Source organism: Streptomyces sp. NBC_00400, assembly GCF_036048035.1.
GTDB lineage: Bacteria > Actinomycetota > Actinomycetes > Streptomycetales > Streptomycetaceae > Streptomyces.
On the sequence record NZ_CP107940.1, the window covers coordinates 3,407,136 to 3,430,802 of the forward strand.

The following is a 23,667-nucleotide window of genomic DNA, read 5'->3' on the forward strand; positions in this document are numbered from 1 at the left end:
GCGCGGGCCCTCACCGAGTGCAGAGGAGCATCCCGCCAAGACACCCGATCTCGAACGCACCGTTCCTCTCGATGTGCTCAGTCACGATCTCCCGGGCCCGCTCGACCGTTGCCTCGAACGGGACTGCATGGTGATCGGCCCACGCGCGGTACGACTTCATGTGAGCGATTACCGGCTCGGGACTGCGCACGGTGATGGTCCCCGGTAGCTCGATCAACTCGACCTTGTCGAACGCCGCGCCGAGCAGGCCTGGCGCCTGCTCCAGGGAGAAGCGGGCGCTAAGGGAAATCCTGGCCGGCCCCTTGTCCACACCGAGCACATCGCCCGCAGAGCGCTCCCACAGACGGTCAAGTTCTGCTTTGTCGCGGTCGCTGTTGGTGGACACCATCACGGCTCCGCCCGGCTTGACGACCCGGGCAAGTTCCTTGATCGCCGTCGGAATGTCCTCAACGTGGTAGAGCATGTGAAGGGCGAGTGCACCGTCGACGCTTGTCGACGCCAAGGGGAGCTGCGCGGCGTCTGCAACAGCCACTGGACGCGGCACTCCGGCGAGAATCCCGAGTGAGACGTCGAGGCCGAGCAGCCGCAGTTCGGGCCGGTCCCGACGCAGGCGCTCGATAAACTTGCCGTTGCCACATCCCACGTCGACGACCGTGCCTCGTGTCTCCTGCAACTGCTTGACGACGATGCCCGGCAGGTCATAGCGCGGCGTTTGCCACTGATAGATCGACTGCCGAGCGGAGAGGTCCCGCCCGGTGTTGTAGGCACTACCCGTAAGGATTGCGCGATCGGTCACGGCGGCGTCGTGCTCGGCGGAGGGGTCAGTCACGTCAGCGGCTCCGATGAGTCAGCGGCGGACACTGCTGCGGGCATAGCGGCGTTCACGATGCGTTCGCGTAGATGGGCGATCTGTGGTGAACCACGGTACTGCGGGGCTCCCAGCTCGCCAGCCAAAGCTCCCAGCCGGTTAAGGATGCTGGCGGAAAGCTGCCCCGGCCCGGAGTCCAGGACGACGCCGAGCAGCACCTCGGCTGCGTCGGTTTCGCCCGCGAGCATGTGCGCCCGAGCGAGGTCGAGCTTCGCAACAAGTAGGTCGAACGTCGAGCGGTCGTCGGCCGCGGTCACGCGGTACAGATCGACTGCCGTCTCAGCGCAGTCGATCGCTCGTTGCACATGACTGGTCCCACCAATGGCTAAGTGTGTGGTCCCGGCGTAGGTAAGTTGCTTGGCAGTCGGGAAGCTGAAGACACCGGGCATCACGTCTGGACTCTGCATCGCGTCCCTGGCCTGCTCCGCTGTCACCAGCGCCGCGACGGCGCCTTGAGCGTCACCGGCGACGGCGAGAGCTCTCGCCTCAAGGCTCGCGAGCCGAACACCCACGCTCCCTGAAGCCGAGTAGCACTGACCGTGCTGGGCGAGGAGCGCGGCTCGCTGCGGGTTGCCGTTCCAAAAAGCAATGAGCGATTCAACCGACCTGACCCACGCTTGCATCTCGTGGTGTCCGGCAGCCTCCGCGCAGGACCAGGCAGTACGCGCATGACTGCCGGCTGACTCGTAGTCGCCGGCGTCGAGACAGACGTGCGCCGACAGGCCGCACAGTCTGCTTGCGGCCACCAACAGGTCGGACGTCTGCCGTGGCCGTTGCCGCCCCCGCAGCAGTTCGAACGTCTCATCACGCAGCTCGTGAATCTCGGCGTACAGCTCTTTCAGCGGACGGCTGACGAAGTACCACCCGAAGGGTTCCCCTCGATTTCGACAAAGTGCGGTACACGATCAGGCGCGCACGAGGTCAGAGCAGTGTGCCGCTGCACTATGACGAGCTGACCGAGCTAGAAGCCGAACTCTGCAGCTTTATCGATCGGTTGCTGCCGACGGCCAAGGAAACTACCGACAAGCTGTGGCACGGCGGCACCGCATGGCACCAGCAGATTAGCCGTCTGGATGGCATCGAGCGCCAGGTCGGGCAGGGCCTGGGCACAGGTGCGCTCTCGGCGCACGTTCAAGTGCAGCAGCTCGCAAAAGACTGCCAATGGCTCATCGACCACCAAGGGCAGCAGCAATGACAGACCGGCCGAAGACGGACCTGCCAAAGGTCACCCCCGCTGGGCAGCGGGGAACGTCACACGGACCATGGTGCCCGCCCACGGGGACGCAGGTGGTCTCCATGCGAATCGGCAAGATCCTGGACGTGGTCGAGGCCCCCGACGTCATCGGCAAGGCGATGCACGCCCTGGGGACCACTCCTGTTCCACACATCGTCGTCCCGGATGGCGACACGGTGCATTGGCTGCTCCCGCGCGGCGCCGCCAACCGTCGCCCGTGGCCCTGGGCTCGCATCTCCCGTTACGTCAAGGTGCTGCCCAACGTCGCGGAGTTCGGCGTACCTGGAGCCGGCCTCACCGACGGGTTCGGCCCGCACTGGGCGTACCCGGACGGATGGGACGGCGGCCACATCGCTGATGAATGGCTCACGGAAGACCTCGCCGTCTGCACCCTCGCGCACCTCGGGCCGCCCGCGCAGCGCTGCGAGCTGTGCCCCAAGCCCCTGTGGCCCGAGGACGGGGTTCGAGTCGTTCGCCCGCGCGGCCCCTTTCGGAATCCCTCCAGTAACACCATCCGCGTGCACACGCAGTGCGCCCGAACGCAGGGCCTGACGTGACCGACGCTAAGCCCAACTCCCACCGCATCAACACCTGATCGCCTCGGCGGGCACAGGCCGAGAGCAGCAACCCCCGTGCTGCCACCGAGGCAGAACCCAAACTCCCGCCCTAACCGCCGTAAGAGGACAGCCGGCATCCGGGGCGGGTCAGCAACAGCACAACGGATCGGGGAAAGTCCCCGAACCGGACAGCTTGAGGAGGCGACAGTCTTGACTCTCAAGGAAGCGCTGAAGCGCGCAATCACCGTTCGTGGCGGTGGCGAGGACGACGACGGCGGGGGTGGCAACCCGCCTACGGGCGACTCTGACGACGGGCGCGACTACATGCACTGACCGGCAGTAGTCTCCCCTGACCTGTGGGCCGATCCTCTGACGCAGGGGGTCGGCCCCAGCCACCGAGAGGACGCAACTATGCCCGGCCAAGGACCATTCGAACTCCCCGGCCACGTGCAAAGCGTGGTCACACCCGTGAGCAAGCGACTCGTCGTCAACCGACGAGGCTCCACCGTCTGGGACGTACGAACTCCCGTTGGCCGCTTCGCAGTCAAGTTGGGCTACCCAAGCCAGACACACGCGTGGACGGCGTGGGCCCCCGCCCGAGAAGCCGCAATCCTTCGCCAACTCATTTCTGAGGAGGTGCTGTTTGGAGAATGGGAGGAAGGCACATGGAGCGCGCAGCCATGGCGTGATGGCAAGTCTCTCTACACATTGTGGGAGCCCCACCGACACGCTACGGAGCCCGCAGCCCCCCATCTCGATGAATCGCTGTCATGTGCCGCCGCACTGGCCAAGCTGCATCGAGACGGCTGGGCCCACGGCGACGTCCAGCCCAACCACTTCGTCATCGGACCTACCGAAACCTTCCTCATCGATCTGGCTCTCGCGCATGGCGGCGAGGTACCCGCGATCTACGACTTCCGCTACCGCGGCTGCCTGGTCCATTACGAAGCGCCGGAGATCTCGCGGAGCATCTTGGAGAGTGGCACCGCCATGCCGACGAAGGAAGCCGACGTATACGCGCTGGGCGCATCCTTGTTCATCTCCACCACCGGCTGGAGGCACGTCTCCTACCCGGATGACGCCAGCCGGAAAGACCAGCGACAAGCCATCGTGGACAAGCCACACCGGCAAATCAACGTGCCGGGCACGCAGGGCAAGCTCATTGAGCAGATGATGAGCCGCAACCCGGCCGACCGACCGAGCAGCTCCGAAGTCTGCCAAGAACTGCGTAAGGCACGCTCAGCTCTCTGAGTGCTGATTTCGGCCTCCGCTCTGCACCGCTGCCGCCCCTCCCAAATCACCGGGCGGCCAGCGGGGCTCCCCCAGGGCGAGTTGGGGCTCCGCCCTACGGGGGAAGCGGGCAAGCCCCGAGAAGGACGCCCGCCCGCCGCGGCGTTCGTGGCGTTCGGAGCATGACTTCTGTGCGGAGTACGGCTTCGGCGGGACCGGCGGTCGCGGTGTGGTCCCTGCGCCGGCGGACGGCGTTCTGGGCGTATGCCGGCTTTGGCTGGCTGGCGGTCTCGTTCGTCTGGCATCTGTGGATGGGCATCGACTACCGGTCGGCGATGGGCCGGCAGGTCGCCGCCCCCGTGTGGGTACTCCTCGCGTACGACGGGCTGATCACCGCGATGTCGGCGGCGGGTGCCGTGCTCGCCCTGGCGGCCGTACGGCCGTGGGGCCGCCGCCTTCCCCCGTGGACGGTGTGGCTGCCGCTGCAGTTCGGGGCGGTGCTGCTGGTCGTACGGGGCGTGCCGGGGCTCGTCGAGGACCTCACCACGGTCACCGGGCTCACCCCCTACGGCCTGCTGGGGCTCGCGGAGCGGCCGGCCGACCCGGCGTCCGGGACGTTCTGGACGGACATGGCGATCAATGGGTACTTCTTCGCGGGCGCGGTGGTGATGGTGCCGCTGACCGTGCTCCACAACTCCGGGCACCGACTCGCCTCCCCCGAACACCGCGTCCCCGCTCCGGCCCCACTGCCGCAGCGGGGACGCCCTCGTCGGGGCGCGGGCCATGAGAGCAGCAGCTGCCCCGAGTGCGGACACTCCGGCCCGTTCACACCGCAGGGCCGCCGCCGCAGACCGTTCCCGTGGCGGCCCGGTTCCCTCAGCTCAGCCGGGCCGTGGCGTACGCCTCGATGGCGTCCCGCTGGTAGGCGGCCAGGCCCGGCGCGATCGCCTCGTACGCCGCGCGCCACGGCTCGTTCTCCACGCAGGAACGCCCCATCGCGCGGTACTCCTCGGCGGATACGGCGCGGAGCCCGGCGAGCGCCTGGTACTGGGCGTCGGTCTCGGCCTGCACGGGTTCGCCGTCGGCCGGGGTACCTGCGGCCATCAGCTCGGCCAGCCGGATCATCCGGGCCGTGCGCTCGCGGTGTCCGGCCTCGATCTGGGCGTCGCTCATCGTCGCGGTGTGCCGGTCAATCGCCTCGGCCAGCTCCGGGAAGTCTCGCAGGCTCTCCTGGTACTGGGCGGGCTGGATCCCCTCGAAGAGGTTCTCCGGTCGGTTGATGGTCATGGGTCTGCCGTCCCTCCTGGAATGCTCCAGTTCAGCGATCGTGCGGGCGACGGTGCCGGCCAGGGCGTCGAGCCGGTCGCGCTCGGCGAGCAGGCGACAGTGGTGGCCCCGCAGGGCCTCCACCTCGTCGACCTGCGAGGACAGCACCTTGCCGATCTCGGGCAGCCCCAGGCCCAGCGCCCGCAAGACAAGGATCTGCTGCAATCGCAGCAACTCGCCTTCCTCGTAGTAGCGGTAGCCGTTGGTACCGATCCAGGCGGGCGGCAGCAGACCGATCTCGTCGTAGTGCCGCAGCGTCCGAGCCGTCACGCCCGACATCCGGGCGACCTCCGCAGTCGGCCAGGCCATCGCCGCCTCCCCTCACGAGTGCTTCACCGGGCCGGTGTTTCCGGCCCTGGTCAGGACGGTAGGAGCTTCCGCTGCGGCAGCTTCAACCCCCGCACCCAGGATCCCGGCGCATCGCCGTCGCCGCGGCCGTCCCGACGCCGGCCCGATCGGCCCCGCCGGGAACTCCCGGTGCTGTGCTCCGGCGGCAGGCCGTGCCGCCAAGGCGGCAGGGGCTCGGTCATCGAGACTCCTTCCAGGGCGAGTTGGGGGCTCCGCCCTACGGGGGAAGCGGGCAAGCCCCGAGAAGGACGCCCGCCCACCGCGGCGTTCGTAGCGTCCGGGGTATGACTTCTGTGCGGAGTACGGCTTCGGCGGGACCGGCGGTCGCGGTACGGTCCCTGCGCCGGCGGACGGCGTTCTGGGCGTATGCCGGCTTTGGCTGGCTGACGGTCTCGTTCGTCTGGCATCTGTGGATGGGCATCGACTACCGGTCGGCGATGGGCCGGCAGGTCACCGCCCCCGTGTGGGTATTCCTCGCGTACGACGGGCTGATCACCGCGATGTCGGCGGCGGGGGCGGTACTCGCCCTGGCGGCCGTACGGCCGTGGGGCCGCCGCCTTCCCCCGTGGACGGTGTGGCTGCCGCTGCGGTTCGGGGCGGTGCTGCTGGTCGTACGGGGCGTGCCGGGGCTCGTCGAGGACCTCACCACGGTCACCGGGCTCACCCCCTACGGCCTGCTGGGGCTCGCGGAGCGGCCGGCCGACCCGGCGTCCGGGACGTTCTGGACGGACATGGCGATCAATGGGTACTTCTTCGCGGGCGCAGTGGTGATGGTGCCGCTGACCGTGCTCCACCGAAGGCTCCTGAAAGTCGCCGAAAGCCCTTAGGGGAAGACTCCACCTGGGGCCGCCGAGGATACCGGCGGCCCTCCCCTCTTGCCGGTTGCCCGGGTAATGACGATCATGGAACGGCCTCCGTGCGACGTCATGGGATGGCTGCGCTCTTCGGATTGCGGGTCGAATGACTCGGACGGATCCCGGCAAGGCGCACGCTGTCGGTCAGGTCACCAAGAGGTGTGACGGTCGTTCAGGTCACCCCACAAGCGCGGCAAATTTTCATCAAGACCGGCGGGACAACCCACGCGTATCCGACGTACCGCCAGTACAACTTGCATTCAAGGGTCCCGACCGTGGTCAGATGTACGAATGCGAACCCCCACACGCATATCTTCACCCTCGCCCACGCCCGTCAGCCGGCCACACTCCGACACCGCCGCGACGGGCGCCCCGGACGGCCCCACGGGCGACACCAGAAAGCTCGACATGGTCAACCCGTACGCGGATCTGGCGGCCCTCGCCGACCCAGAGCCGGAGCTTGAACCGGAGTGGGGATCCGGCTCGTTGGACGCCGCCGACGCCCCCCACCGCCGCACCTACCTCAACGAACGCGACGACAGCGACGACCCGTTGGGCCTCGGCCTGCGCTCGGACGACGAGACGGACGGCGAGGCCTGGAAGCCGCCGAACCACCGCCGCAAGAAGCGCGGCCTCAGCCGGTTCGCCGCCATACCGCTCGCCCTGAAGCTGCTGGTCGCCGTCCTCGTCGGCACCTCCTTCCTCGGGCTCTTCGACCGGTTCGCGGTGCTGTACGCACAGAATGCCGCCGCGAAAAAGGTGAAGGATGCCCTGCATCTGAACGCCACTCCCGAGGTCGATATCAAGGGATTCCCGTTCCTCACCCAGGTCATGGACAAGCACGTCGACCAGGTGAAGGTCACCATTCCCGACCTGGCCGCCGACCGGGTTTCGCTGGCGAAATTCGAGGCCACCGCCAACGACGTACGTCTCGACGGCGATCTGCCCAGCTCCATCAAGGGCGCCACGATCGGCACCATGCACGGCAGTGTGCTGCTGGCCTTCGACGACATGAACCGCGAACTGGGCGCCTCGCAGGTGAAATTCAGCGAAATGGGCCCGAATTCCGTTCGCGCGGTCGGTCAACTGCCGGTCGCCGGACATGATTTGCGGGTGCAGGCCGAGGCACGCATTCAGCGGGCCGGCGACCGCGGCATCTCCACCGACATCAGCCGGATGCGCCTGGACATCGGTGACATCGCCGTCTACCGCCCCGGCACCGGCAAGGAAGAGGGCCTGCGGCTGACCCGCAAGACCGCCGCCGAGCTCAGCCGGCAGGCCGCCAAGGTCAAGGCGATGCTCGGCATCCCGGCGATCGTGGACCGGATCGGCATCCCCAAGGGGTACATCCAGGAGGCGCTGCACAACGAGGAGAAGCTGCACGAGCTGACCGGGTCGCCGCGCTTCGTCCAGAACCTGATGAAGGTCAACCTCGTCGATGTGGTCGCCGACCACCCCTGGCTGCTGCAGAAGGTGGGCATCGACCCGAAGATCCTCGGCACGCTGACCGGGCTCACCAAGCCGCAGCTCGCGGACCGGCTGTCGCTGTCCTTCCAGCTCCCCAAGACGCCCGGGAACGTCCGGCTGCGCCATATCTCCGTCGAGCGGGACGGCATCCGCGCCGACCTTTCGGGGTCGAACCTGCCGTTCGGGGACGCGGCGAAGAAGCCGGCGGAGAAGAAGTAGAGAAGCAGAGAAGTAAGGGCTCGCCGCCCCGGCAGGGGCGGCAGTAGGGGCGGCGTCTTGGGGGACGCCGCCCCTACTGCGCTCCCGGGACCGCCCCTACTGGGTTCCGCTCCCGGGACTCCGGCCCTACCGCGCCCCCGGCGGCGGGCCCTGGGGCCTCGGCGGCTCCGGTATCCCCGGCGGCGGCGTCGCCGCGCCCGGCAGCGTCAGTACCGCCTCCGTGCCGCCGAGGTCCGCGGACCGCAGCCGTACGGCGCCGCCCGCCTGTTCCGCCGTACGCGCCACGATCGACAGCCCCAGGCCGCTGCCCGGCAGGCTGCGGGCGGACGGCGAGCGCCAGAACCGCTCGAAGACATGCGGCAGTTCGTCCTGCGGAATGCCCGGACCGTGATCGCGCACGGTCAGCTCGCCACCCGCCAGCCGGACCTCGACGGTGCCGCCGGGCGGGCTGAACTTCACCGCGTTGTCCAGCAGGTTCACCACCGCCCGCTCCAGCGCGGCCGGCTCGGCCCGTACGTACCAGGGGGCGAGGTCCGCCGCGATGGTCAGGGACGGGCCGCGCAGCCGGGCCCGCTGCAGCCCGGAGCCGACGATCTCGTGCAGCGCCACGACCTCGATGGCGCTCTGCCCCGGCGCCGGGGGCCGCGACAGCTCCTGCAGGTCGCCGATCAGCGCCGCCAGCTCCCCCATCTGCGCCTTCACCGAGGCCAGCAGCGCCGCCTTGTCGGCTGCCGGGATCGGCCGTCCTGCCTGCTCACTGCGCACCAGCAGGTCGATATTGGTGCGCAGCGAGGTCAGCGGCGTACGCAGCTCATGGCCGGCATCCGCGATCAGCTGCTGCTGGAGATCGCGGGAAGCGGCCAGCGCGGCGGTCATGGCATTGAAGGAGCGGGAGAGCCGGGCGATCTCGTCCTCGCCGTCGGCCGGGATGCGGATGGTCAGGTCCTGGGTACGGGCGACATGTTCGACGGCGCCGGTGAGCCGGTCCACCGGCTTGAGGCCGGAGCGCGCGATGACCAGCCCCGCCGTGCCCGCGCCGATGACGCCCAGCCCCGCGACGGCCGCCAGCAGCAGCGCCAGGCGGTTCAGCGCGCTGTCGACCTCGGCCAGCGGGCGGGAGATGGACACCGCGAACTGCACGCCCTGGACGCCGATGTGCTTGGTCAGCACCCGGACGTCCGCGCCGTCGGTGGTGACGGCGTCGTGCAGGGTGTCGCGCTGCACACCCCGCGCCACGGCGACGTCCGAGCGCTGCACCTGCACGGGCTGGGAGTTGGGCCCGATGCAGCGTGAGCCGTCGACCTGGACGATCTGGACGTTGAAGTACGAGGGCGGAGCGTTCTTGTTCTCGGTCGGGTCGGTGGGCTGGCATTCGGTGTAGGTCTCCTGCAGATATCCCGCGGCGATGCCGACGTTCTGCAGCGAGTTGTCCACCTCGTCGCGCAGCTGGGCCCGGGTGAGCAGCCAGCAGGCCAGCGCGGAGACGGCCACCGCCACCGCCACCGCGGCCGCGGTGAGCAGGGTCAGCCGCGAGCGCAACGGCAGTCGCGCGATCCGGGCGCCGAGCCGGCTGTGGGCAAAGCCCGTGCCCTGTGCTCCGTGCGCGGGGACCGGCCCGGTCATTCCGCGCCGCCGTCCGCCCGCAGGACGTAGCCGACCCCCCGCACGGTGTGCACCAGCCGCGGCTCACCGCCCGCTTCCGTCTTGCGGCGCAGATACATCACGTACACATCAAGGGAGTTGGAGGTGGGCTCGAAGTCGAAGCCCCATACGGCCTTCAGGATCTGCTCACGGGTGAGGACCTGCCGTGGGTGCGCGAGGAACATCTCCAGCAGGGTGAATTCGGTACGGGTCAGCTCGACCTGCCGGCTGCCCCGGGTCACCTCGCGGGTCGCCAGGTCCATCCGCAGATCGCCCAGGCTCAGCGTCTCGCCCTCCTCGGGCGGAGCACCGGCCGCCGCCGCGTACGAGCTGCGGCGCAGCAGTGCGCGGATCCGGGCCAGCAGCTCGTCCAGCTCGAAGGGCTTGACCAGGTAGTCGTCGGCGCCGGCGTCCAGCCCCGTGACGCGGTCGCCGACCGTGTCACGGGCGGTCAGCATCAGGATCGGCACCCGCACCCCGCTCGCCCGCAGCCTGCGGGCGGCGGTCAGCCCGTCCATCCGGGGCATCAGGACGTCCAGCACGATCAGTTCGGGGTCAAAGGCCGCGACCTTCTCGACCGCGTCCAGACCGTCGACGGCCTGCTCGGTGATGTACCCCTCGAAGACCAGTGAGCGCTGCAGGGCCTCCCGGACCGCGGGCTCGTCGTCGACGATCAGGATGCGGGCAGGATGATCACCGTGCTCGGCGGGGCTCATGCGTGACTACCTCGGGTGGGAAACGGAACGGCTGGTGCTCAGCCTTGCACGGCGCGGGCCGTCTGACAGGGGGAGACGCGAGAGGGGCGTCCCGGACGGCATCCGGGGAGTCCCGTGCAGGGGTCGGGGCGGGGCCGGGGCGAGCCGGTGGCACGCGCCGGCGGCCGCCGGGGCACTTCCCGGCGACCGCTGGGGGAAAGGAAGGGGGGCGGTCAGACGCCGCTGTTGCTGCCACCGCTCCCGCCGTCACGCAGTGCGTCCAGATCGTCCTTGACGGTGTTGATCGGGATGGCGAAGCCGAGGCCGATACTGCCGGCCGTGCTGCTGCTCGCCGAACTCGGCGAGTACATCGCGGAGTTGATGCCGATGATCTGCCCCTGCATATTGATCAGGGCGCCGCCGGAGTTGCCGGGGTTGAGCGAGGCGTCGGTCTGTATGGCCTTGTACGAGGTCTTCGACGAGCCGGTGTCGCCGTTGTAGTGGTTGCCGCCGAACTCGAACGGCCAGCCACCGCCGTCGTCCGGCCCGCCCTGGCCCTGCCCCTGGCCCTCCTCCTTGGGGACGGTGACGTCCCGGTTGAGGGCGGAGACGATGCCGCTGGTCACGGACCCGGTCAGGCCCTCGGGCGAGCCGATCGCCACCACCTGGTCGCCGACCGTGATCTTGTCGGAGTCGCCGAGCGAGGCCGCGGTCAGCCCCTTGCCACCGCGCACCTTGATCAGCGCCAGGTCCTTGCCGGGGTCGGTGCCGACGACCTCGGCCGTCTTCCGGCTGCCGTCACTGAAGGTGACCGCGACCGTGCGCGCCCCCGCCACCACGTGGTTATTGGTGACGATCTCGCCGCCGCTGGTGACGACCACACCGGAGCCGGTGGACTCACCGCTGCCGGTCCGCGCCTTGATCTCCACGATGGCCGGGCTGACCGCCTTGGCCACCCCCGAGACGCCGCTGCCACTGGTCTTGCCCGCGTTGACGAGCGGGGTGGAGGGACCGCTCTGTGCCGCCTGGGTGGTGGCACCGGCGAACAGTGCCGCACTGCCACCCCCGATGAGACCGGAGACGAGGGCCACCGCCGCGATCAGCGCGACCGGCCGGCGGGCCCGCCGCCGCGGCTCGGGCGCGTACGGAGGCGGCGGCGGAAACGCCCGCTCCCCGGCACCCCCGGCGCCGGTCACACCCTGGCCCGCCCCGTGGCCGTACGGACGGCCGTAGTCGTTGCCGTAGTCGTTGCCGCGACCGTTGCCGTGGTCGTTGCCATGGTCGTTACCGGCATCGTTGCCGTACGCGTACGGCCGGTCCTGTGGCACCTCATCGCCGCTTCGGCGGTAGCTCTCGGTCATGGTGATCACTCTGCCGCCGGTCCATGAGAACGACCTGAGAATGCCCTGAGAGACCCGACAGAAGAGGGTATGACCGATATAAAGACGCCCGGATCAGCGGTACGCCGGCGGTGGCGGGGTCAGGCGCCGTCGCGCCCCGGCTCGGTCAGCCGCCACAGCCACAGGACCGCCGCACCACCAGCCGCGACGGGAACTGCCGCAGCCGCTCCCGCCGGGAGCCGACGATCCGCAGCCCGTCGTCCAGCACCAGATCCACCGCCGCGCGCGCCATCGCCTGGCGGTCCGAGGCGACCGTGGTCAGCGGCGGATCGGTCAGCCCGGCTTCCTTCACATCGTCGAAGCCCGCGACCGCCAGCTCGCCGGGCACATCGATCCGCAGCTCGCGGGCGGCCCGCAGCACCCCGATCGCCTGGTCGTCCGTCGCGCACATGATGGCCGGCGGCCGGTCCGGCCCCGCCAGCAGCTTCAGCGCGACCTGGTAGGCGTCGTAGCGGTTGTACGGCGCCTGGAAGTAGCGCCCGTCCGTCGGCTTCCCGGACTCCAGCATGGCCCGCCGCCAGCCCTCGACGTGGTCGGTGACCGGGTCGCCGGACTTCGGGGTCTGCTCCGTGCCGCCGAGGAAGGCGACGTAGGGATGGCCGTGCTCCAGCAGATGCCGGGTCGCCAGCTGCGCGCCCCAGATGTCGTCGGTCATCACCGCGACGTCGTCGATGGCGTCCGGCCGGCGGTGCAGCAGCACCACCCGGGCGTCCCAGGCGTCGATCTCGGCGGCGGCGTGCTCGCTGGGCCCCTGGCTGATCAGGATCAGCCCGGACACCCGCATCCCGAGGAAGGCGCGCAGATAGTGCACCTCGCGCTCGTCGAGATAGTTGGCGTTGCCGACCAGGACCATCTTTCCGCGCTCGGCGGCGGCCTGTTCGACGGCGTGCGCCATCTCCGCGAAGAACGGCTGCCGGGTGTCCGGCACGATCAGGCCTATGAGGTCGGTACGGCGGGACGCCATCGCCTGCGCGACACGGTCCGGCCGGTAGCCGAGCTCCTGGATGGCGGCGAGCACCCGCTCGCGCGTGGCCGGAGCGACCGGCCGTGGTCCGTTGTTGATGACGTAACTGACAACGGCGGTCGAGGTACCCGCCAGTCTTGCCACATCATCCCGCGTCACCTTGGCCACGCGCGGCAGTCTACGCGGGTGGTGCAAGGGCGTGTGCGGCAGTTCTCCGCGGGTTCACGGGCCTGCCGCACCACTCCGCTACCTGCGTCCGGCCCGTACGCCGTGGGAGTCCGCGCCGGCGGCGACCGCCTTCCCGGAGCCGTCACCGCTCTCCGGCGCACGGCGCTCGGCCGGCGCCGCGTCCGGGGCGGGCTTCGCCACCTTCGCCGCGTCGTCCTTGGCCTTGGCCTCCTTGGCCTTGGCCTCCGCCGCCCGCTCCACCTTCTCCGGCGTCACGAAGCGGTAGCCGACGTTGCGGACCGTGCCGATGAGCGATTCGTGTTCGGGGCCGAGCTTGGCGCGCAGCCGCCGGACATGGACGTCGACCGTCCGCGTACCGCCGAAGTAGTCGTAGCCCCACACCTCCTGCAGGAGCTGGGCACGGGTGAACACCCGGCCCGGGTGCTGCGCCAGGTACTTCAGCAGCTCGAACTCCTTGAAGGTCAGGTCCAGGACCCGCCCCTTCAGCTTCGCGCTGTAGGTCGCCTCGTCCACCGAGAGATCGCCGTTACGGATCTCCATCGGGCTGTCGCCGGTCGTGCTCTGCTGGCGGCCCATCGCCAGCCGCAGCCGCGCCTCGACCTCGGCGGGCCCCGCGGTGTCCAGCAGTACGTCGTCGATCCCCCAGTCCGCGGTGACGGCGGCGAGCCCGCCCTCCGTCACGACCAGGACCAGCGGGCAGCCGGGCCCCGTGGACCGCAGCAGCTGGCACAGCGACCGCACGTGCGGGAGGTCGCGGCGGCCGTCGATCAGTATGACGTCGGCGCCTGGGGTGTCGATGAGAGCCGGGCCTTCGGCGGGAGCCACCCGGACGCTGTGCAGCAACAGGCCGAGCGCAGGAAGCACCTCCGTCGACGGCTGGAGTGCGTTGGTCAGCAGCAGAAGTGAACTCACCTCCGACCACCTACCCGCATCTCGGGGTGTTCCATCCTCTGCGTGCGGTCCTGCCTGCTTCGCTCGCCCATGACGTCTGGTTCCTCCTCGGTCCCTGCGACGGGGCTCCCGGCCTCGGCCGGGGGAGTCTGCGGCACTGCTTCGTACGGTCCTGCCGGCCACGCCTCACGTGGCTGAAAGCACAAAAGGACCCGGGGGCAACGCTGCCCGGATCCTTCTTGCCCAGCAGAATAGCTCACGTGGCCTCCTGACCGGAGGCGGAGTTTGCAGCTTTTTGTGTTTCGCCGGTCACTTCGTGTGGTCGGCGGGTGCCGCCGTTGACCGCCGGCGGAGGTCGGAACCAGGGGCGCCGGCACCCCTCGGAAGCCCCCATCTGCAGCGGATCCGGCCTCCTCGGCCGGTGCTCCACCGACCGCCCTCGCCCCGGGCTTCGCGGGCGCGGCGAAAGGCCGGGCAATTCTTCTGGGCGTGTCCCACGATGTGGACGGCCGCCCGATCCCTGCACACTCCACGAGCCACCGGCGCACGCACCCGATGGTGATACACAGCCCGGTAACCCCCAGTCCCAGTTGAGCGAAGGCTTTGAGGATGCCGCCGCCATGGGGCACGGTCAGCGCTGCACCGGCGACACCACCCGACTTGTTCGGATTGCGCTACGCCCCTTCGCGCTGAGTGGCCGCGGCCGGCGCAACCTCGGACTCCATCCACTCAGCTAGCTAGCGCACAGCTCCGGCCGCGCGTACTTCGGCGAGCGCTTGCCGTGCCAGCGGACCGAAGCCCTCGCTGTTGTCGGTGTCGATCCACTGATCAAAGGCGATCTCCCAGACGAGCGCGCCCAGTTTCGCGGCCACGCGCGCGGTCAGGCCCGGGACTCCGCGGCGGTTGAGGGCCTCGATCATCGAGGCGGTGAGGTCGATCCTTTTCAGGGCTTCGCGTTCACGCAGTTCCGTATTGGCGTTCAGCACGGCCTGGCGCCGGCGGCTGAACTCGCGGCGGTCGGCGGTGAAGAACGTCCGGCCGAGCGCATCGAGGGCGTCCGCCACCGCGTCGAGCGGGCCGGCCACCGGCGGCGCCGAGGCGATCCCTTCGACGAGCAGACCGGTCACCGTGCCCCTGCCGAAGAGCACCTCGCGCTTGTCCGGGAAGTACCGGAAGAACGTGCTCTTGGTGAGCCCCGCGCGCTCCGCGATCTCGATCACGGTCGTGTTCTCGTAGCCGTGCTCCTCGAAGAGGTCGAGGGCGGCGGCGGCGAGTCGTCCTGGTGCGTCGGGTTGCCAGCGAGCCATGGGAGCAGTGTACGGGACTTCGTCCCATCACTGTTGTAGGGTCGATGAGACCAAGTCCCATCACTGGCCAAGAGAGGTCACCGATGAGTAAAGCTGTCCGTTACCGGCGATTCGGCGGTCCCGAAGTACTCGAACTGCAGGAGATACCCGAGCCGCACGCCGCACCGGACGAGGTTCGCGTCCGGGTCACGGCCGCCGGGCTGAATCCGATGGATTGGCAAATCACCACACAGCCCGACATGGCGGCGCGGTTCGGCATCACCTTGCCGGCCGGGTTCGGCAGCGACTTCGCTGGAGTGGTGGACGAGGTGGGCGCCGAAGCCACGGGATTCGCGACCGGCGACCGGGTGTACGGGGCTGCGATTGGCCGGTCCGTCGCCGATTTCGTGCTGGTCAAGACACCCGCGGCAGACCTATGGCCCACCCCGGAGGGCATCGGCGACGAGGTGGCGGGCACGCTTCCGGTGTCCGGCCTGACGGCCTCCGCCGCGCTCGCCGCGATCGGGCTCCGCACCGGGGACACCGTCCTGATCGGTGGGGCGGCGGGTGGCGTGGGCATCTTCGCCGTGCAGCTGGCGAAGCGTGCGGGTGCCCGGGTGCTCGGCACCGCCTCCGAGCGCACGTTCGGATTCCTGCGCGGGCTCGGCGCCGAACCCGTGGCGTACGGCCCCGGCCTGGCGGACCGGGTGCGGGCCCTGGCGCCCGAGGGGATCACCGCCGCAACCGACCTGTTCGGTAGGGAGGCGGCCGAGACCGCGCTCAAGCTCGGCGTGGCACCCGAGCGGATCTCCGTCGTAGCCGACGGCCCCGCCCCGCCGCCCGGTGTGCGCAAGACGGGCGCCCTCGACGCGGATCCGGGCGCCCTGGAACGGATCGCCGACGCGATCCATTCCGGCGAGATCACGGTGCCGATCGCGGCGACCTTCCCGGTCGAGCAGATTCGCGAAGCCGTGACGACGCAGGCCGAGAGGCATGTTCACGGCAAAATCGTGATCGCACTGTGAACCGGCACACGGTGGACTCAGCGACCAGGATTAACAGTCAAGCTGAATGCGCAAGCCGTGGACGCCGGGACCAAACGAGACCAGGCCACAACCCAAAAGCTGAAACCCCGTCACGGTAAACACCGTTGCAGTATGTGCCCCGCCCCCACCCACGTTCACTTACTCCCCCACGGGAGGGGACGGGCCGGAGGGGCCTGGTGTGTGGACGTAAAGCGAAGCAGTCCACACACCAGGCCCCGCAGGCCCGTCCCCGCACCCACAGCCCCGCGCAGCGGACCCGCCCGCCGCAGGCGAAACGGCGGGAAAGCCGAAAACGGGCCGAGGCAAAGCGCAGCGCAACGGCGAGCAACAACCACGGCGGGAAAGCCAAAAACGTGGGATTCAGCCCGTCATCGCCTCGGCGAACTGCGCCGCATACAAGCGCGCATACGCGCCGTTCGCCGCCAACAACGCATCGTGCGGCCCCTGTTCGACGATCGCGCCGTTCTCCATCACCAGGATGACGTCCGCGTCGCGGATCGTGGAGAGGCGGTGGGCGATGACGAAGCTGGTGCGGCCGGTGCGGAGCTGGGCCATGGCGTGCTGGATGAGGACTTCGGTGCGGGTGTCGACCGAGCTGGTGGCCTCGTCGAGAACGAGGATCGCGGGTTCGGCGAGGAAGGCGCGGGCGATGGTGATCAGCTGCTTCTCGCCGACGGAGACATTGCTGCCCTCGTCGTCGAGCACCGTGTCGTAGCCGTCCGGCAGGGTGCGTACGAAGCGGTCGACGTGGGTGGCGCGGGCGGCCGCCACGATCTTGTCCATCGGGGTGCCCGCGGGGGCTCCGTAGGCGATGTTCTCGGCGATCGTGCCGCCGAAGAGCCAGGTGTCCTGGAGGACCATGCCGATGTGCGCGCGCAGTTCCTCGCGCGACATCGCGGCGATGTCGGTGCCGTCGAGGGTGATCCGGCCGCCGCGTACCTCGTAGAAGCGCATCAGGAGGTTGACGAGGGTGGTCTTGCCGGCGCCCGTCGGGCCGACGATCGCCACCGTCTGGCCGGGGTGGACGGCCAGCGACAGGTCCTCGATGAGCGGCTTGTCCTCCGCGTAACGGAAGGAGACGTCCTCGAAGGCGACCCGGCCCTCGATGCGGTCGGGCCGGGCCGGCCGCTCGGGGTCGGGGGCCTGCTCCTCGGCGTCGAGGAGTTCGAAGACCCGCTCGGCGGAGGCGACACCGGACTGGACGAGGTTGGCCATCGAGGCGACCTGGGTGAGCGGCTGGCTGAACTGCCGGGAGTACTGGATGAAGGCCTGGACATCGCCGATGGACAGGGCCCCGGAGGCGACGCGGAGGCCGCCGACCACGGCCACCAGGACGTAGTTGAGGTTGCCGATGAACATCATCGCGGGCTGGATGATCCCGGAGATGAACTGGGCCTTGAACCCGGCGGCGTACAGGGCCTCGTTCTGTTCGCGGAACAGCTCGGCGGACTCCCGCTGGCGGCCGAAGACCTTCACCAGGCTGTGGCCGGTGTACATCTCCTCGATGTGCGCATTGAGCTTGCCGGTGGTCTTCCACTGCTGGACGAACTGCGGCTGGGCGCGCTTGCCGACCTTGGTGGCGACGACGACCGAGACCGGGACCGTGACCAGGGCGACCAGCGCCAGCAGCCACGAGATCCAGAACATCACGACCAGCACCCCGACGATGGTCAGCAGCGAGGCCACGATCTGGCTGAGGGTCTGCTGCAGCGTCTGCTGGATGTTGTCGATGTCGTTGGTCGCCCGGGAGAGCACTTCACCGCGCTGCTGCCGGTCGAAGTAGCTCAGCGGCAGCCGCGCCAGCTTCTCCTCGACCTGTTCGCGCAGGCGGAAGACCGTGCGCTGGACGACGCGGGTGGCGATCCTGGCCTGGACGAAGCCGAACAGCGAGGCACCCACGTAGATCAGGGTGACCCAGAGCAGGATCCGGCCGACGGTGCCGAAGTCGATGCCGTGGCCGGGGACGACCGGCATCGCGGCGATCATGTCGGCGAGACCGCCCTGGCCGTGGGCGCGCAGCTGGTCCGCCGCCTGGGCCTTGGTGAGGCCGTCGGGCAGCTGGCGGCCGATGATGCCGGACATGATCAGGTCGGTGGCGTGGCCGAGGACCTTGGGGCCCACGACCGTGAGCGCCACGCTCAGTACGCCCAGCGCCAGCGCGACGGAGATGACGGCGCGCTCGGGCCGCATCTGGGCCAGCAGCCGTTTGCCGGAGCCCTTGAAGTCCATCGACTTCTCGGCGGGCTGGCCGCCCATCATCCGGGCGGGCCCGACCGCGGGGGCCGGGCCTCGTCTCGGGGCCGCCTGGGGTGTCTCCCCGGTGGCCGCCGGGGTCTCGGCCCGGGGGGCCGCTCCCTTGTCCGCGGTGGTCACGCCGCCTCCTGCTCGGTGAGCTGGGAGAGCACGATCTCCCGGTAGGTCTCGTTGCCGGCCATCAGCTCGGTGTGGGTGCCGGTGCCGACGACCCGGCCTTCGTCGAGGACGACGATCCGGTCGGCGCCGCGGATCGTGGCGACCCGCTGGGCGACGATCACCACCGTCGCGCGGTCGGTCTCGCGGGAGAGCGCGGCCCGCAGCGCGGCGTCCGTCGCGTAGTCCAGCGCGGAGAAGGAGTCGTCGAAGAGGTAGATCTCGGGGCGTCGCACCAGGGCGCGGGCGATCGCCAGCCGCTGGCGCTGGCCGCCGGAGACATTGCCGCCGCCCTGCGCGATGGGCGCGTCCAGGCTGCCTTCCATCCGCTCGACGAAGTCCCGCGCCTGGGCGGTCTCCAGGGCGTGCCACAGCTCGTCGTCGGTGGCGTCCGGGTTGCCGTAGCGCAGGTTGGTGGCGACGGTGCCGGAGAAGAGGTACGGCTTCTGCGGGACCAGGCCGATGGCCCTGGCCAGCGTTTCCTGGTCGAGGGTGCGGACGTCCTCGCCGTCGACCAGGACCGTGCCGCCGGTCGCGTCGAACAGCCGCGGGACGAGCCCGAGGAGGGTCGACTTGCCGGAGCCCGTGGAGCCGATGACGGCGGTGGTCTCGCCGGGGCGGGCGATCAGCGAGATGTCCTTGAGGACCGGCTGCTCGGCGCCGGGGAAGCGGAACTCGACGCCGCGCAGTTCCAGTTCGCCGTGGCGGCGGAGTTCGGTGACGGGGTGCGGGGGCGGGGTGACGCTGGAGTCGGTCGCCAGCACCTCCTGGATGCGCTCGGCGCAGACCTCGGCGCGCGGCAGCATCATCACCATGAACGTTGCCATCATGATCGACATCAGGATGTACATCAGGTAGCTGAGGAACGCCGTCAGCGCGCCGATCTGCATGGCACCGCTGTCGATGCGCAGCCCGCCGAACCAGACGACGGCCACGCTGGAGAGGTTCACGATCAGCATGACCAGCGGGAACATCATCGACATCAGCCGGCCGGCGCGCAGCGACACGTCGTAGAGGTCGGTGCTGGCCCCGGCGAACCGCTCGCGCTCATGCCGGTCGCGGACGAAGGCGCGGATGACGCGGATGCCGGTGATCTGCTCGCGCAGCACGCGGTTGACGGTGTCGATGCGCTCCTGCACCCCGCGGAACAGCGGCCGCATCCGGCGCACGATCAGTGAGACGAGAATCCCGAGGACCGGGACGATGACCAGGAGGAGGCCGGACAGCGGCACGTCCTGGTTGAGCGCCATGATGACGCCGCCGACGCACATGATCGGCGCCGAGACCATCATCGTGAACGTCATCAGCACCAGCATCTGGACCTGCTGGACGTCATTGGTGGTGCGGGTGATCAGCGACGGCGCGCCGAAGGTGCCCATCTCGCGGGCGGAGAAGGACTGCACCCGGTCGAAGACCGCGGCACGGATGTCCCGGCCGAGCGCCATGGCCGTACGGGCACCGAAGTAGACGGCGCCGATCGCGCAGACGATCTGCAGCAGGGTGACGGCGACCATGAATCCGCCGACGCCGAGGATGTAGCCCGTGTCCCCCTTCACGACACCGTTGTCGATGATGTCGGCGTTGAGGGTGGGCAGATAGAGGGTTGCCAGGGTCTGGATCAGCTGAAGCAGCACGATCACGGATATCGAGCGCCGGTGGGGCCGCAAATGCGCCCGTGCGAGTCGGACCAACACGACATGAGCCTAGGCGAACACTTGCCCACGGCAATCGAATTTCCGGTGTACGTCCAGCACGGGCGCAGAGCCTTTGCCAGAACTTGCCCGGAGCCGGATCACCCGCCGCGTAGGCCATCATGGAGGCGGCAACGACGGGGCCCCGCCACCACGGGGGCGTCCCCCGACCGACACGACGAAGAGGCCGCCGTGACAACAACTGGCACCGTGCGCTACTGGGCCGCGGCCAAGGCCGCCGCCGGCACGGCAGAGGAGCCGTATGCGGCCGCGACGCTCGCCGAAGCGCTCGACGCGGCGCGCACGGCGCATGCCGCGAACCCCGAGTTCGCGCGCGTCCTGCTGCGCTGCTCATTCCTGGTGGACGGCGATCCGGTCGGCACCCGCGACCACCAGGCGGTGCCGCTTGCCCAGGGCGGCACCGTCGAGGTCCTGCCGCCGTTCGCGGGAGGGTGAACACACGACCATGAGCGACAACCAGCCGCAGCACCGCCATCCGTACGAGCCGCACGACCCCTACGCCCAGCAGGCCCCCTACGGGCAGCAGACTCCCTACGGGCAGCAGGCACCGCAGTCCGCGCAGGCCCCTTACGGGCAGCAGGCACCGTACGAGCCGCAGGCTTCGTACGGACAGCAGCAGCCCCACGGACAGCAGCAGCCGCACGGACAGCAGCAGCCGCACGGGCAGCAGGCAGCGCACGGACAGCCGTCGTCCTACGGGCAGGGTCAGCAGGCCTACGACCCCTATGCGCAGCAGCAGCCGAGGACCGAGCAGTACGGGTCCGGAGCGCACGGACACGGCCGGCCCGGGCCCGACCCGTACGGACGTGACCCGTACGGGCGCGGCCAGTACGGGTACGACGCCTACGGACAGCAGCAGCCGCAGCAGCACCGGCAGCCGCAGCAACCACACCAGCCGCAACCGCAGCCGCAGCCGCAGCAGCCGCAACGGCCGGCTCACGGCCAGGACGGCTACGGCGCCCCGCACCCGGCGGAGACCGCGCCGCTGCCCCTCCAGCACCAGACCGCCCGCCCGGGCGACGAACCGTACGCCCGCCGGCACCCCCAACACCCCCAGCAGGCCCGGCCGGCGGCCGCCGCACCCGCACCGGCCGCCCCCGCACCGGCCGCGAGCGCGCCGGTCTCCACCGCGTCGGTCTCCTCCGCGCCGCTCGCCCCCAACCAGCGCGCCCGCGCCGAGGGCCGCTCGCCGATCATCCCGCCCGGGATCCAGCCGGCCGCGCTGACCGCCGGGCTCGCCCTGCTGCTGGCGCTGACCGCGTCGCTGGGCCGCCCGGTGCTCGCCGTACCGGTGGCGCTGCTGCAGGCCGTCACCGCCGCCGGCTGGTTCCGGCTCAACGGCATGTGGCCGGCCCGCCAGGGCATCGCGCTCGCCTTCCTGGGCGGTCTGACCACCGATGTCGCGCTGCTCGCCACCGACCGCGCGAGCGCGCCGCTGGTCGGCATCGGCACGCTCGGGGTGTGGTGTCTGCTCGTCCTCGTCCTGCAACTGCGCAATCGCAGCAGCGCCGACGAGCGGATGTACGCGCTGACCGCGGGCCTGACCTCGTCCGCGCTCGCGGTGCTGGCCGCCGGCCACCTCGCGGCGAGCCCGCAGGCGGTGGTGGCAGGCGCCTGTGCGGTCGCGGTGGCCGCCCTCGCCCGTGCGCTGCCGCTGCCCTCCGCCGCCTCGATCGGCATCTGCCTGGTGGCCGCCGCGGGCGCCGGTGTCGCGGCCGGGCAGCTGACCGGCCTCGGCGCGTCCGGTGCGCTGCTGGGCCTGGCGGCCGGCGGCTGTGCCCTGATCGGTCTGCGGGTGGCCAGCTACGACTACCCGTCCCGCTTCGTCCACCTGACGGCAGGGGTGGCCCTGCCGCTGGCGCTGGCCGCGCCCGCGGTGTACGTCCTGGGGCGGGCGCTGGGGTAACTCCCGGGGTCCCTCAAGGCCGTGAGCGGCACCGGGCGGCGGCCGCCGGAAGCGTCCCTGGCGCGTTCCGGCGGCCGCCGCTGCCGTTTCCCGGACCACGTCGTCTAGGCTCCCCGGAGCGCAGGCAGGGGGCCTGCACGGACACGGCCGGGATCCGGCCCAGGTGGGGGAAGTGGTTCGATGCGTGCACTTCGTGTGCTGTTGGTCGTCCTCGTCATATTCGGCGGGCTGTTCGTCGCCGCCGACCGGGTGGCGGTGAACCTGGTCGAGGACAAGGCCGCGGACAAGATCCGCAGCAGCCAGGGGCTCGACAAGACCCCGGAGGTCTCGATCAAGGGCTTCCCGTTCCTGACCCAGGTCGCCGGTCGCAGCCTCGACGAGGTGGACGCCGAGCTCGGGGGGATCGAGGCCCGCGCCCAGGGCCATGCGCTGCGTATCGACCGGCTCTCGGCGCAGTTCCACGAGGTCGGGCTGACCAGCGACTACACCTCCATCGAGAGCGCCGCCACGGCCACCGGCAACGCCCGGATCAACTACGCCGACCTGACCAAGGCGGCGGGCGGCGACGTCACGATCGGCTACGGCGGGCAGAAGGCCGGCCGCGGCCAGGTCAAGATCTCGCCGAAGATCCCGGTCCTCAGCTCGCTGGACGTGACCGGCTCCATCACGATCGTGGGCGGCAACACCGTCCGGCTGCGCGCCGACGGGCTCCCGGCGGTGTGCCGGGCCCTGCCGGGCTGCGAGAGCAAGGTGCGCGCCCAGACCGACCACGACTGGAAGCTGGACCAGCTGCCCGGCAACCTGAAGCTGGAGAAGGTCGTGACCACGCCCGAGGGGCTTTCGATCTCCGCCGCCGGCAAGGACGTCAAGCTTCCCGGCTGACGGCCGTACCGGACTGACCGGTCGTCCGAGACTGACCGGTCGTCCGAGACTGACCGGACCTCCCCGGCTGACCGGACGTCCGCGGCGGGCCGCCCCACCGGCCCGTCGCCCGGTTCACCGCCCCACCGGCCCGTCGCCCGATTCACCGGCCGACCGCCGGCCGATCCAGCCCTCGTCCACTTCCTGAGACGACCGAGTCCGTACGCCAGACCCCCCACCGGTGTACGGACGCCCGGGGCCCGTGGGCCGCCACGTGCCGACACCACCGATCCCACATCGCGGACAAACGCGTCTCGCCATTCGACACGCCGGTGACACGCCCCGCTCCGCGTCCCTACGATCGGTCCCATGCAGAGCTCATTGAGCGGTCTCCGTCCACGGGGACGTGCGGTACTGACGAAGCGGCGGGCAGTAGACCTGTGCCGCGTCGCCGCCATGCTCTGTCGCCCTGTCTGACGGGCTCTTCGCACCCTCCCCCAGCTCCGCTGGGAGGGGTCACCGGCCCGGCCGGCCACTGCGGCCGCACCCTCACGCGTCCCGGCG

General features: G+C 70.2%; 23 protein-coding genes. 11 read left to right on the plus strand and 12 right to left on the minus strand.

Annotated elements, in window-relative coordinates:
* Positions 1–10 precede the first annotated feature (10 nt).
* Positions 11–829: a class I SAM-dependent methyltransferase gene (locus tag OHS81_RS14915; protein WP_328385260.1), complete on the minus strand. Its 819-nt coding sequence runs from the start codon at positions 827–829 to the stop codon at positions 11–13.
* On the minus strand, positions 826–1,614 hold the full coding sequence (locus OHS81_RS14920; RefSeq protein WP_328385261.1) for a hypothetical protein: 789 nt from the start codon (positions 1,612–1,614) through the stop codon (positions 826–828). The genes OHS81_RS14915 and OHS81_RS14920 overlap by 4 nt, the downstream gene beginning before the upstream one ends.
* 146 nt (positions 1,615–1,760) lie before the next feature.
* On the opposite strand from OHS81_RS14920, the gene OHS81_RS14925 reads away from it, so the two are divergent.
* From OHS81_RS14925 to OHS81_RS14940, 4 genes are all read left to right on the plus strand, one after another.
* Positions 1,761–2,063, plus strand: a complete 303-nt coding sequence (locus OHS81_RS14925; protein WP_328385262.1) for a DUF6415 family natural product biosynthesis protein — start codon at positions 1,761–1,763, stop codon at positions 2,061–2,063.
* 101 nt (positions 2,064–2,164) lie between these two features.
* A complete protein-coding gene (locus OHS81_RS14930; protein ID WP_328385263.1) occupies positions 2,165–2,659 on the plus strand; it encodes a hypothetical protein in 495 nt (164 codons plus the stop codon).
* A gap of 210 nt (positions 2,660–2,869) precedes the next feature.
* Positions 2,870–2,992 (plus strand): hypothetical protein, encoded by a 123-nt coding sequence (locus tag OHS81_RS14935; protein WP_328385264.1) that lies wholly within the window; start codon positions 2,870–2,872, stop codon positions 2,990–2,992.
* A 303-nt stretch (positions 2,993–3,295) separates the two neighbouring features.
* The gene (locus OHS81_RS14940; RefSeq protein WP_328385265.1) at positions 3,296–3,910 is read left to right on the plus strand and encodes a protein kinase domain-containing protein; all 615 of its coding nucleotides are present in this window, start codon (positions 3,296–3,298) and stop codon (positions 3,908–3,910) included.
* Between the two features lie 301 nt (positions 3,911–4,211).
* On the opposite strand, the gene OHS81_RS14945 is transcribed toward OHS81_RS14940, so the two are convergent.
* Together OHS81_RS14945 and OHS81_RS14950 are read right to left on the minus strand one after the other, a co-directional pair.
* Entirely contained in the window at positions 4,212–4,442 is a 231-nt protein-coding gene (locus tag OHS81_RS14945) for a hypothetical protein (RefSeq protein WP_328385266.1), read from the minus strand.
* Between the two features lie 323 nt (positions 4,443–4,765).
* A complete protein-coding gene (locus OHS81_RS14950) occupies positions 4,766–5,524 on the minus strand; it encodes a MerR family transcriptional regulator (protein WP_328385267.1) in 759 nt (252 codons plus the stop codon).
* A gap of 323 nt (positions 5,525–5,847) precedes the next feature.
* Between OHS81_RS14950 and OHS81_RS14955 the strand changes: the two genes are divergently transcribed.
* Positions 5,848–6,390 (plus strand): hypothetical protein, encoded by a 543-nt coding sequence (locus OHS81_RS14955; protein WP_328385268.1) that lies wholly within the window; start codon positions 5,848–5,850, stop codon positions 6,388–6,390.
* Positions 6,391–6,708: 318 nt separating this feature from the next.
* Positions 6,709–8,103, plus strand: coding sequence for an LmeA family phospholipid-binding protein (locus OHS81_RS14960; protein WP_328385269.1), 1,395 nt, complete (start codon positions 6,709–6,711; stop codon positions 8,101–8,103).
* A gap of 126 nt (positions 8,104–8,229) precedes the next feature.
* Here OHS81_RS14960 and OHS81_RS14965 read toward each other — a convergent pair whose 3' ends face one another.
* From OHS81_RS14965 to OHS81_RS14990, 6 genes are all read right to left on the minus strand, one after another.
* Complete coding sequence (locus OHS81_RS14965; RefSeq protein WP_328385270.1) at positions 8,230–9,726, minus strand: HAMP domain-containing sensor histidine kinase; 1,497 nt, start codon at positions 9,724–9,726, stop codon at positions 8,230–8,232.
* Positions 9,723–10,460 (minus strand): response regulator transcription factor, encoded by a 738-nt coding sequence (locus OHS81_RS14970; protein ID WP_328385271.1) that lies wholly within the window; start codon positions 10,458–10,460, stop codon positions 9,723–9,725. The genes OHS81_RS14965 and OHS81_RS14970 overlap by 4 nt, the downstream gene beginning before the upstream one ends.
* A 212-nt stretch (positions 10,461–10,672) precedes the next feature.
* The gene (locus OHS81_RS14975) at positions 10,673–11,800 is read right to left on the minus strand and encodes a S1C family serine protease (protein ID WP_328385272.1); all 1,128 of its coding nucleotides are present in this window, start codon (positions 11,798–11,800) and stop codon (positions 10,673–10,675) included.
* 145 nt (positions 11,801–11,945) lie between these two features.
* On the minus strand, positions 11,946–12,971 hold the full coding sequence (locus OHS81_RS14980) for a LacI family DNA-binding transcriptional regulator (RefSeq protein WP_328385273.1): 1,026 nt from the start codon (positions 12,969–12,971) through the stop codon (positions 11,946–11,948).
* 78 nt (positions 12,972–13,049) lie between these two features.
* A complete protein-coding gene (locus OHS81_RS14985; protein ID WP_328385274.1) occupies positions 13,050–13,904 on the minus strand; it encodes a response regulator transcription factor in 855 nt (284 codons plus the stop codon).
* Positions 13,905–14,620: 716 nt separating this feature from the next.
* Complete coding sequence (locus OHS81_RS14990) at positions 14,621–15,190, minus strand: TetR/AcrR family transcriptional regulator (RefSeq protein WP_328385275.1); 570 nt, start codon at positions 15,188–15,190, stop codon at positions 14,621–14,623.
* A gap of 83 nt (positions 15,191–15,273) precedes the next feature.
* On the opposite strand from OHS81_RS14990, the gene OHS81_RS14995 reads away from it, so the two are divergent.
* Positions 15,274–16,194, plus strand: coding sequence for an NADP-dependent oxidoreductase (locus OHS81_RS14995; RefSeq protein WP_328385276.1), 921 nt, complete (start codon positions 15,274–15,276; stop codon positions 16,192–16,194).
* Between the two features lie 381 nt (positions 16,195–16,575).
* On the opposite strand, the gene OHS81_RS15000 is transcribed toward OHS81_RS14995, so the two are convergent.
* The gene (locus tag OHS81_RS15000; RefSeq protein WP_328391173.1) at positions 16,576–18,471 is read right to left on the minus strand and encodes an ABC transporter ATP-binding protein; all 1,896 of its coding nucleotides are present in this window, start codon (positions 18,469–18,471) and stop codon (positions 16,576–16,578) included.
* Positions 18,472–18,584: 113 nt separating this feature from the next.
* Entirely contained in the window at positions 18,585–20,318 is a 1,734-nt protein-coding gene (locus OHS81_RS15005; RefSeq protein ID WP_328385277.1) for an ABC transporter ATP-binding protein, read from the minus strand.
* A 207-nt stretch (positions 20,319–20,525) separates the two neighbouring features.
* Here OHS81_RS15005 and OHS81_RS15010 point away from each other — a divergent pair, with 207 nt between their 5' ends.
* The 4 genes from OHS81_RS15010 to OHS81_RS37435 all read left to right on the plus strand — a co-directional run bounded on the left by OHS81_RS15010 (position 20,526) and on the right by OHS81_RS37435 (position 23,580).
* Complete coding sequence (locus tag OHS81_RS15010) at positions 20,526–20,771, plus strand: MoaD/ThiS family protein (protein WP_328391175.1); 246 nt, start codon at positions 20,526–20,528, stop codon at positions 20,769–20,771.
* A gap of 10 nt (positions 20,772–20,781) precedes the next feature.
* Entirely contained in the window at positions 20,782–22,242 is a 1,461-nt protein-coding gene (locus OHS81_RS15015; RefSeq protein ID WP_328385278.1) for a hypothetical protein, read from the plus strand.
* A 180-nt stretch (positions 22,243–22,422) separates the two neighbouring features.
* Entirely contained in the window at positions 22,423–23,124 is a 702-nt protein-coding gene (locus OHS81_RS15020) for an LmeA family phospholipid-binding protein (protein ID WP_328385279.1), read from the plus strand.
* 348 nt (positions 23,125–23,472) lie between these two features.
* Complete coding sequence (locus tag OHS81_RS37435; protein ID WP_350252853.1) at positions 23,473–23,580, plus strand: putative leader peptide; 108 nt, start codon at positions 23,473–23,475, stop codon at positions 23,578–23,580.
* Positions 23,581–23,667 lie beyond the last annotated feature (87 nt).

Excerpts from the sequence above, each read along its gene's own strand:
- OHS81_RS14930 (WP_328385263.1), top strand. The coding sequence starts at position 2,165 with ATGCGAATCGGCAAGATCCTGGACGTGGTCGAGGCCCCCGACGTCATC.
- OHS81_RS14950 (WP_328385267.1), bottom strand. The coding sequence starts at position 5,524 with ATGGCCTGGCCGACTGCGGAGGTCGCCCGGATGTCGGGCGTGACGGCT.
- OHS81_RS14955 (WP_328385268.1), top strand. The coding sequence starts at position 5,848 with ATGACTTCTGTGCGGAGTACGGCTTCGGCGGGACCGGCGGTCGCGGTA.
- OHS81_RS14960 (WP_328385269.1), top strand. The coding sequence starts at position 6,709 with ATGCGAACCCCCACACGCATATCTTCACCCTCGCCCACGCCCGTCAGC.
- OHS81_RS14965 (WP_328385270.1), bottom strand. The coding sequence starts at position 9,726 with ATGACCGGGCCGGTCCCCGCGCACGGAGCACAGGGCACGGGCTTTGCC.
- OHS81_RS14970 (WP_328385271.1), bottom strand. The coding sequence starts at position 10,460 with ATGAGCCCCGCCGAGCACGGTGATCATCCTGCCCGCATCCTGATCGTC.
- OHS81_RS14975 (WP_328385272.1), bottom strand. The coding sequence starts at position 11,800 with ATGACCGAGAGCTACCGCCGAAGCGGCGATGAGGTGCCACAGGACCGG.
- OHS81_RS14990 (WP_328385275.1), bottom strand. The coding sequence starts at position 15,190 with ATGGCTCGCTGGCAACCCGACGCACCAGGACGACTCGCCGCCGCCGCC.
- OHS81_RS14995 (WP_328385276.1), top strand. The coding sequence starts at position 15,274 with ATGAGTAAAGCTGTCCGTTACCGGCGATTCGGCGGTCCCGAAGTACTC.
- OHS81_RS15000 (WP_328391173.1), bottom strand. The coding sequence starts at position 18,471 with ATGGGCGGCCAGCCCGCCGAGAAGTCGATGGACTTCAAGGGCTCCGGC.
- OHS81_RS15015 (WP_328385278.1), top strand. The coding sequence starts at position 20,782 with ATGAGCGACAACCAGCCGCAGCACCGCCATCCGTACGAGCCGCACGAC.
- OHS81_RS15020 (WP_328385279.1), top strand. The coding sequence starts at position 22,423 with ATGCGTGCACTTCGTGTGCTGTTGGTCGTCCTCGTCATATTCGGCGGG.
- OHS81_RS37435 (WP_350252853.1), top strand. The coding sequence starts at position 23,473 with ATGCAGAGCTCATTGAGCGGTCTCCGTCCACGGGGACGTGCGGTACTG.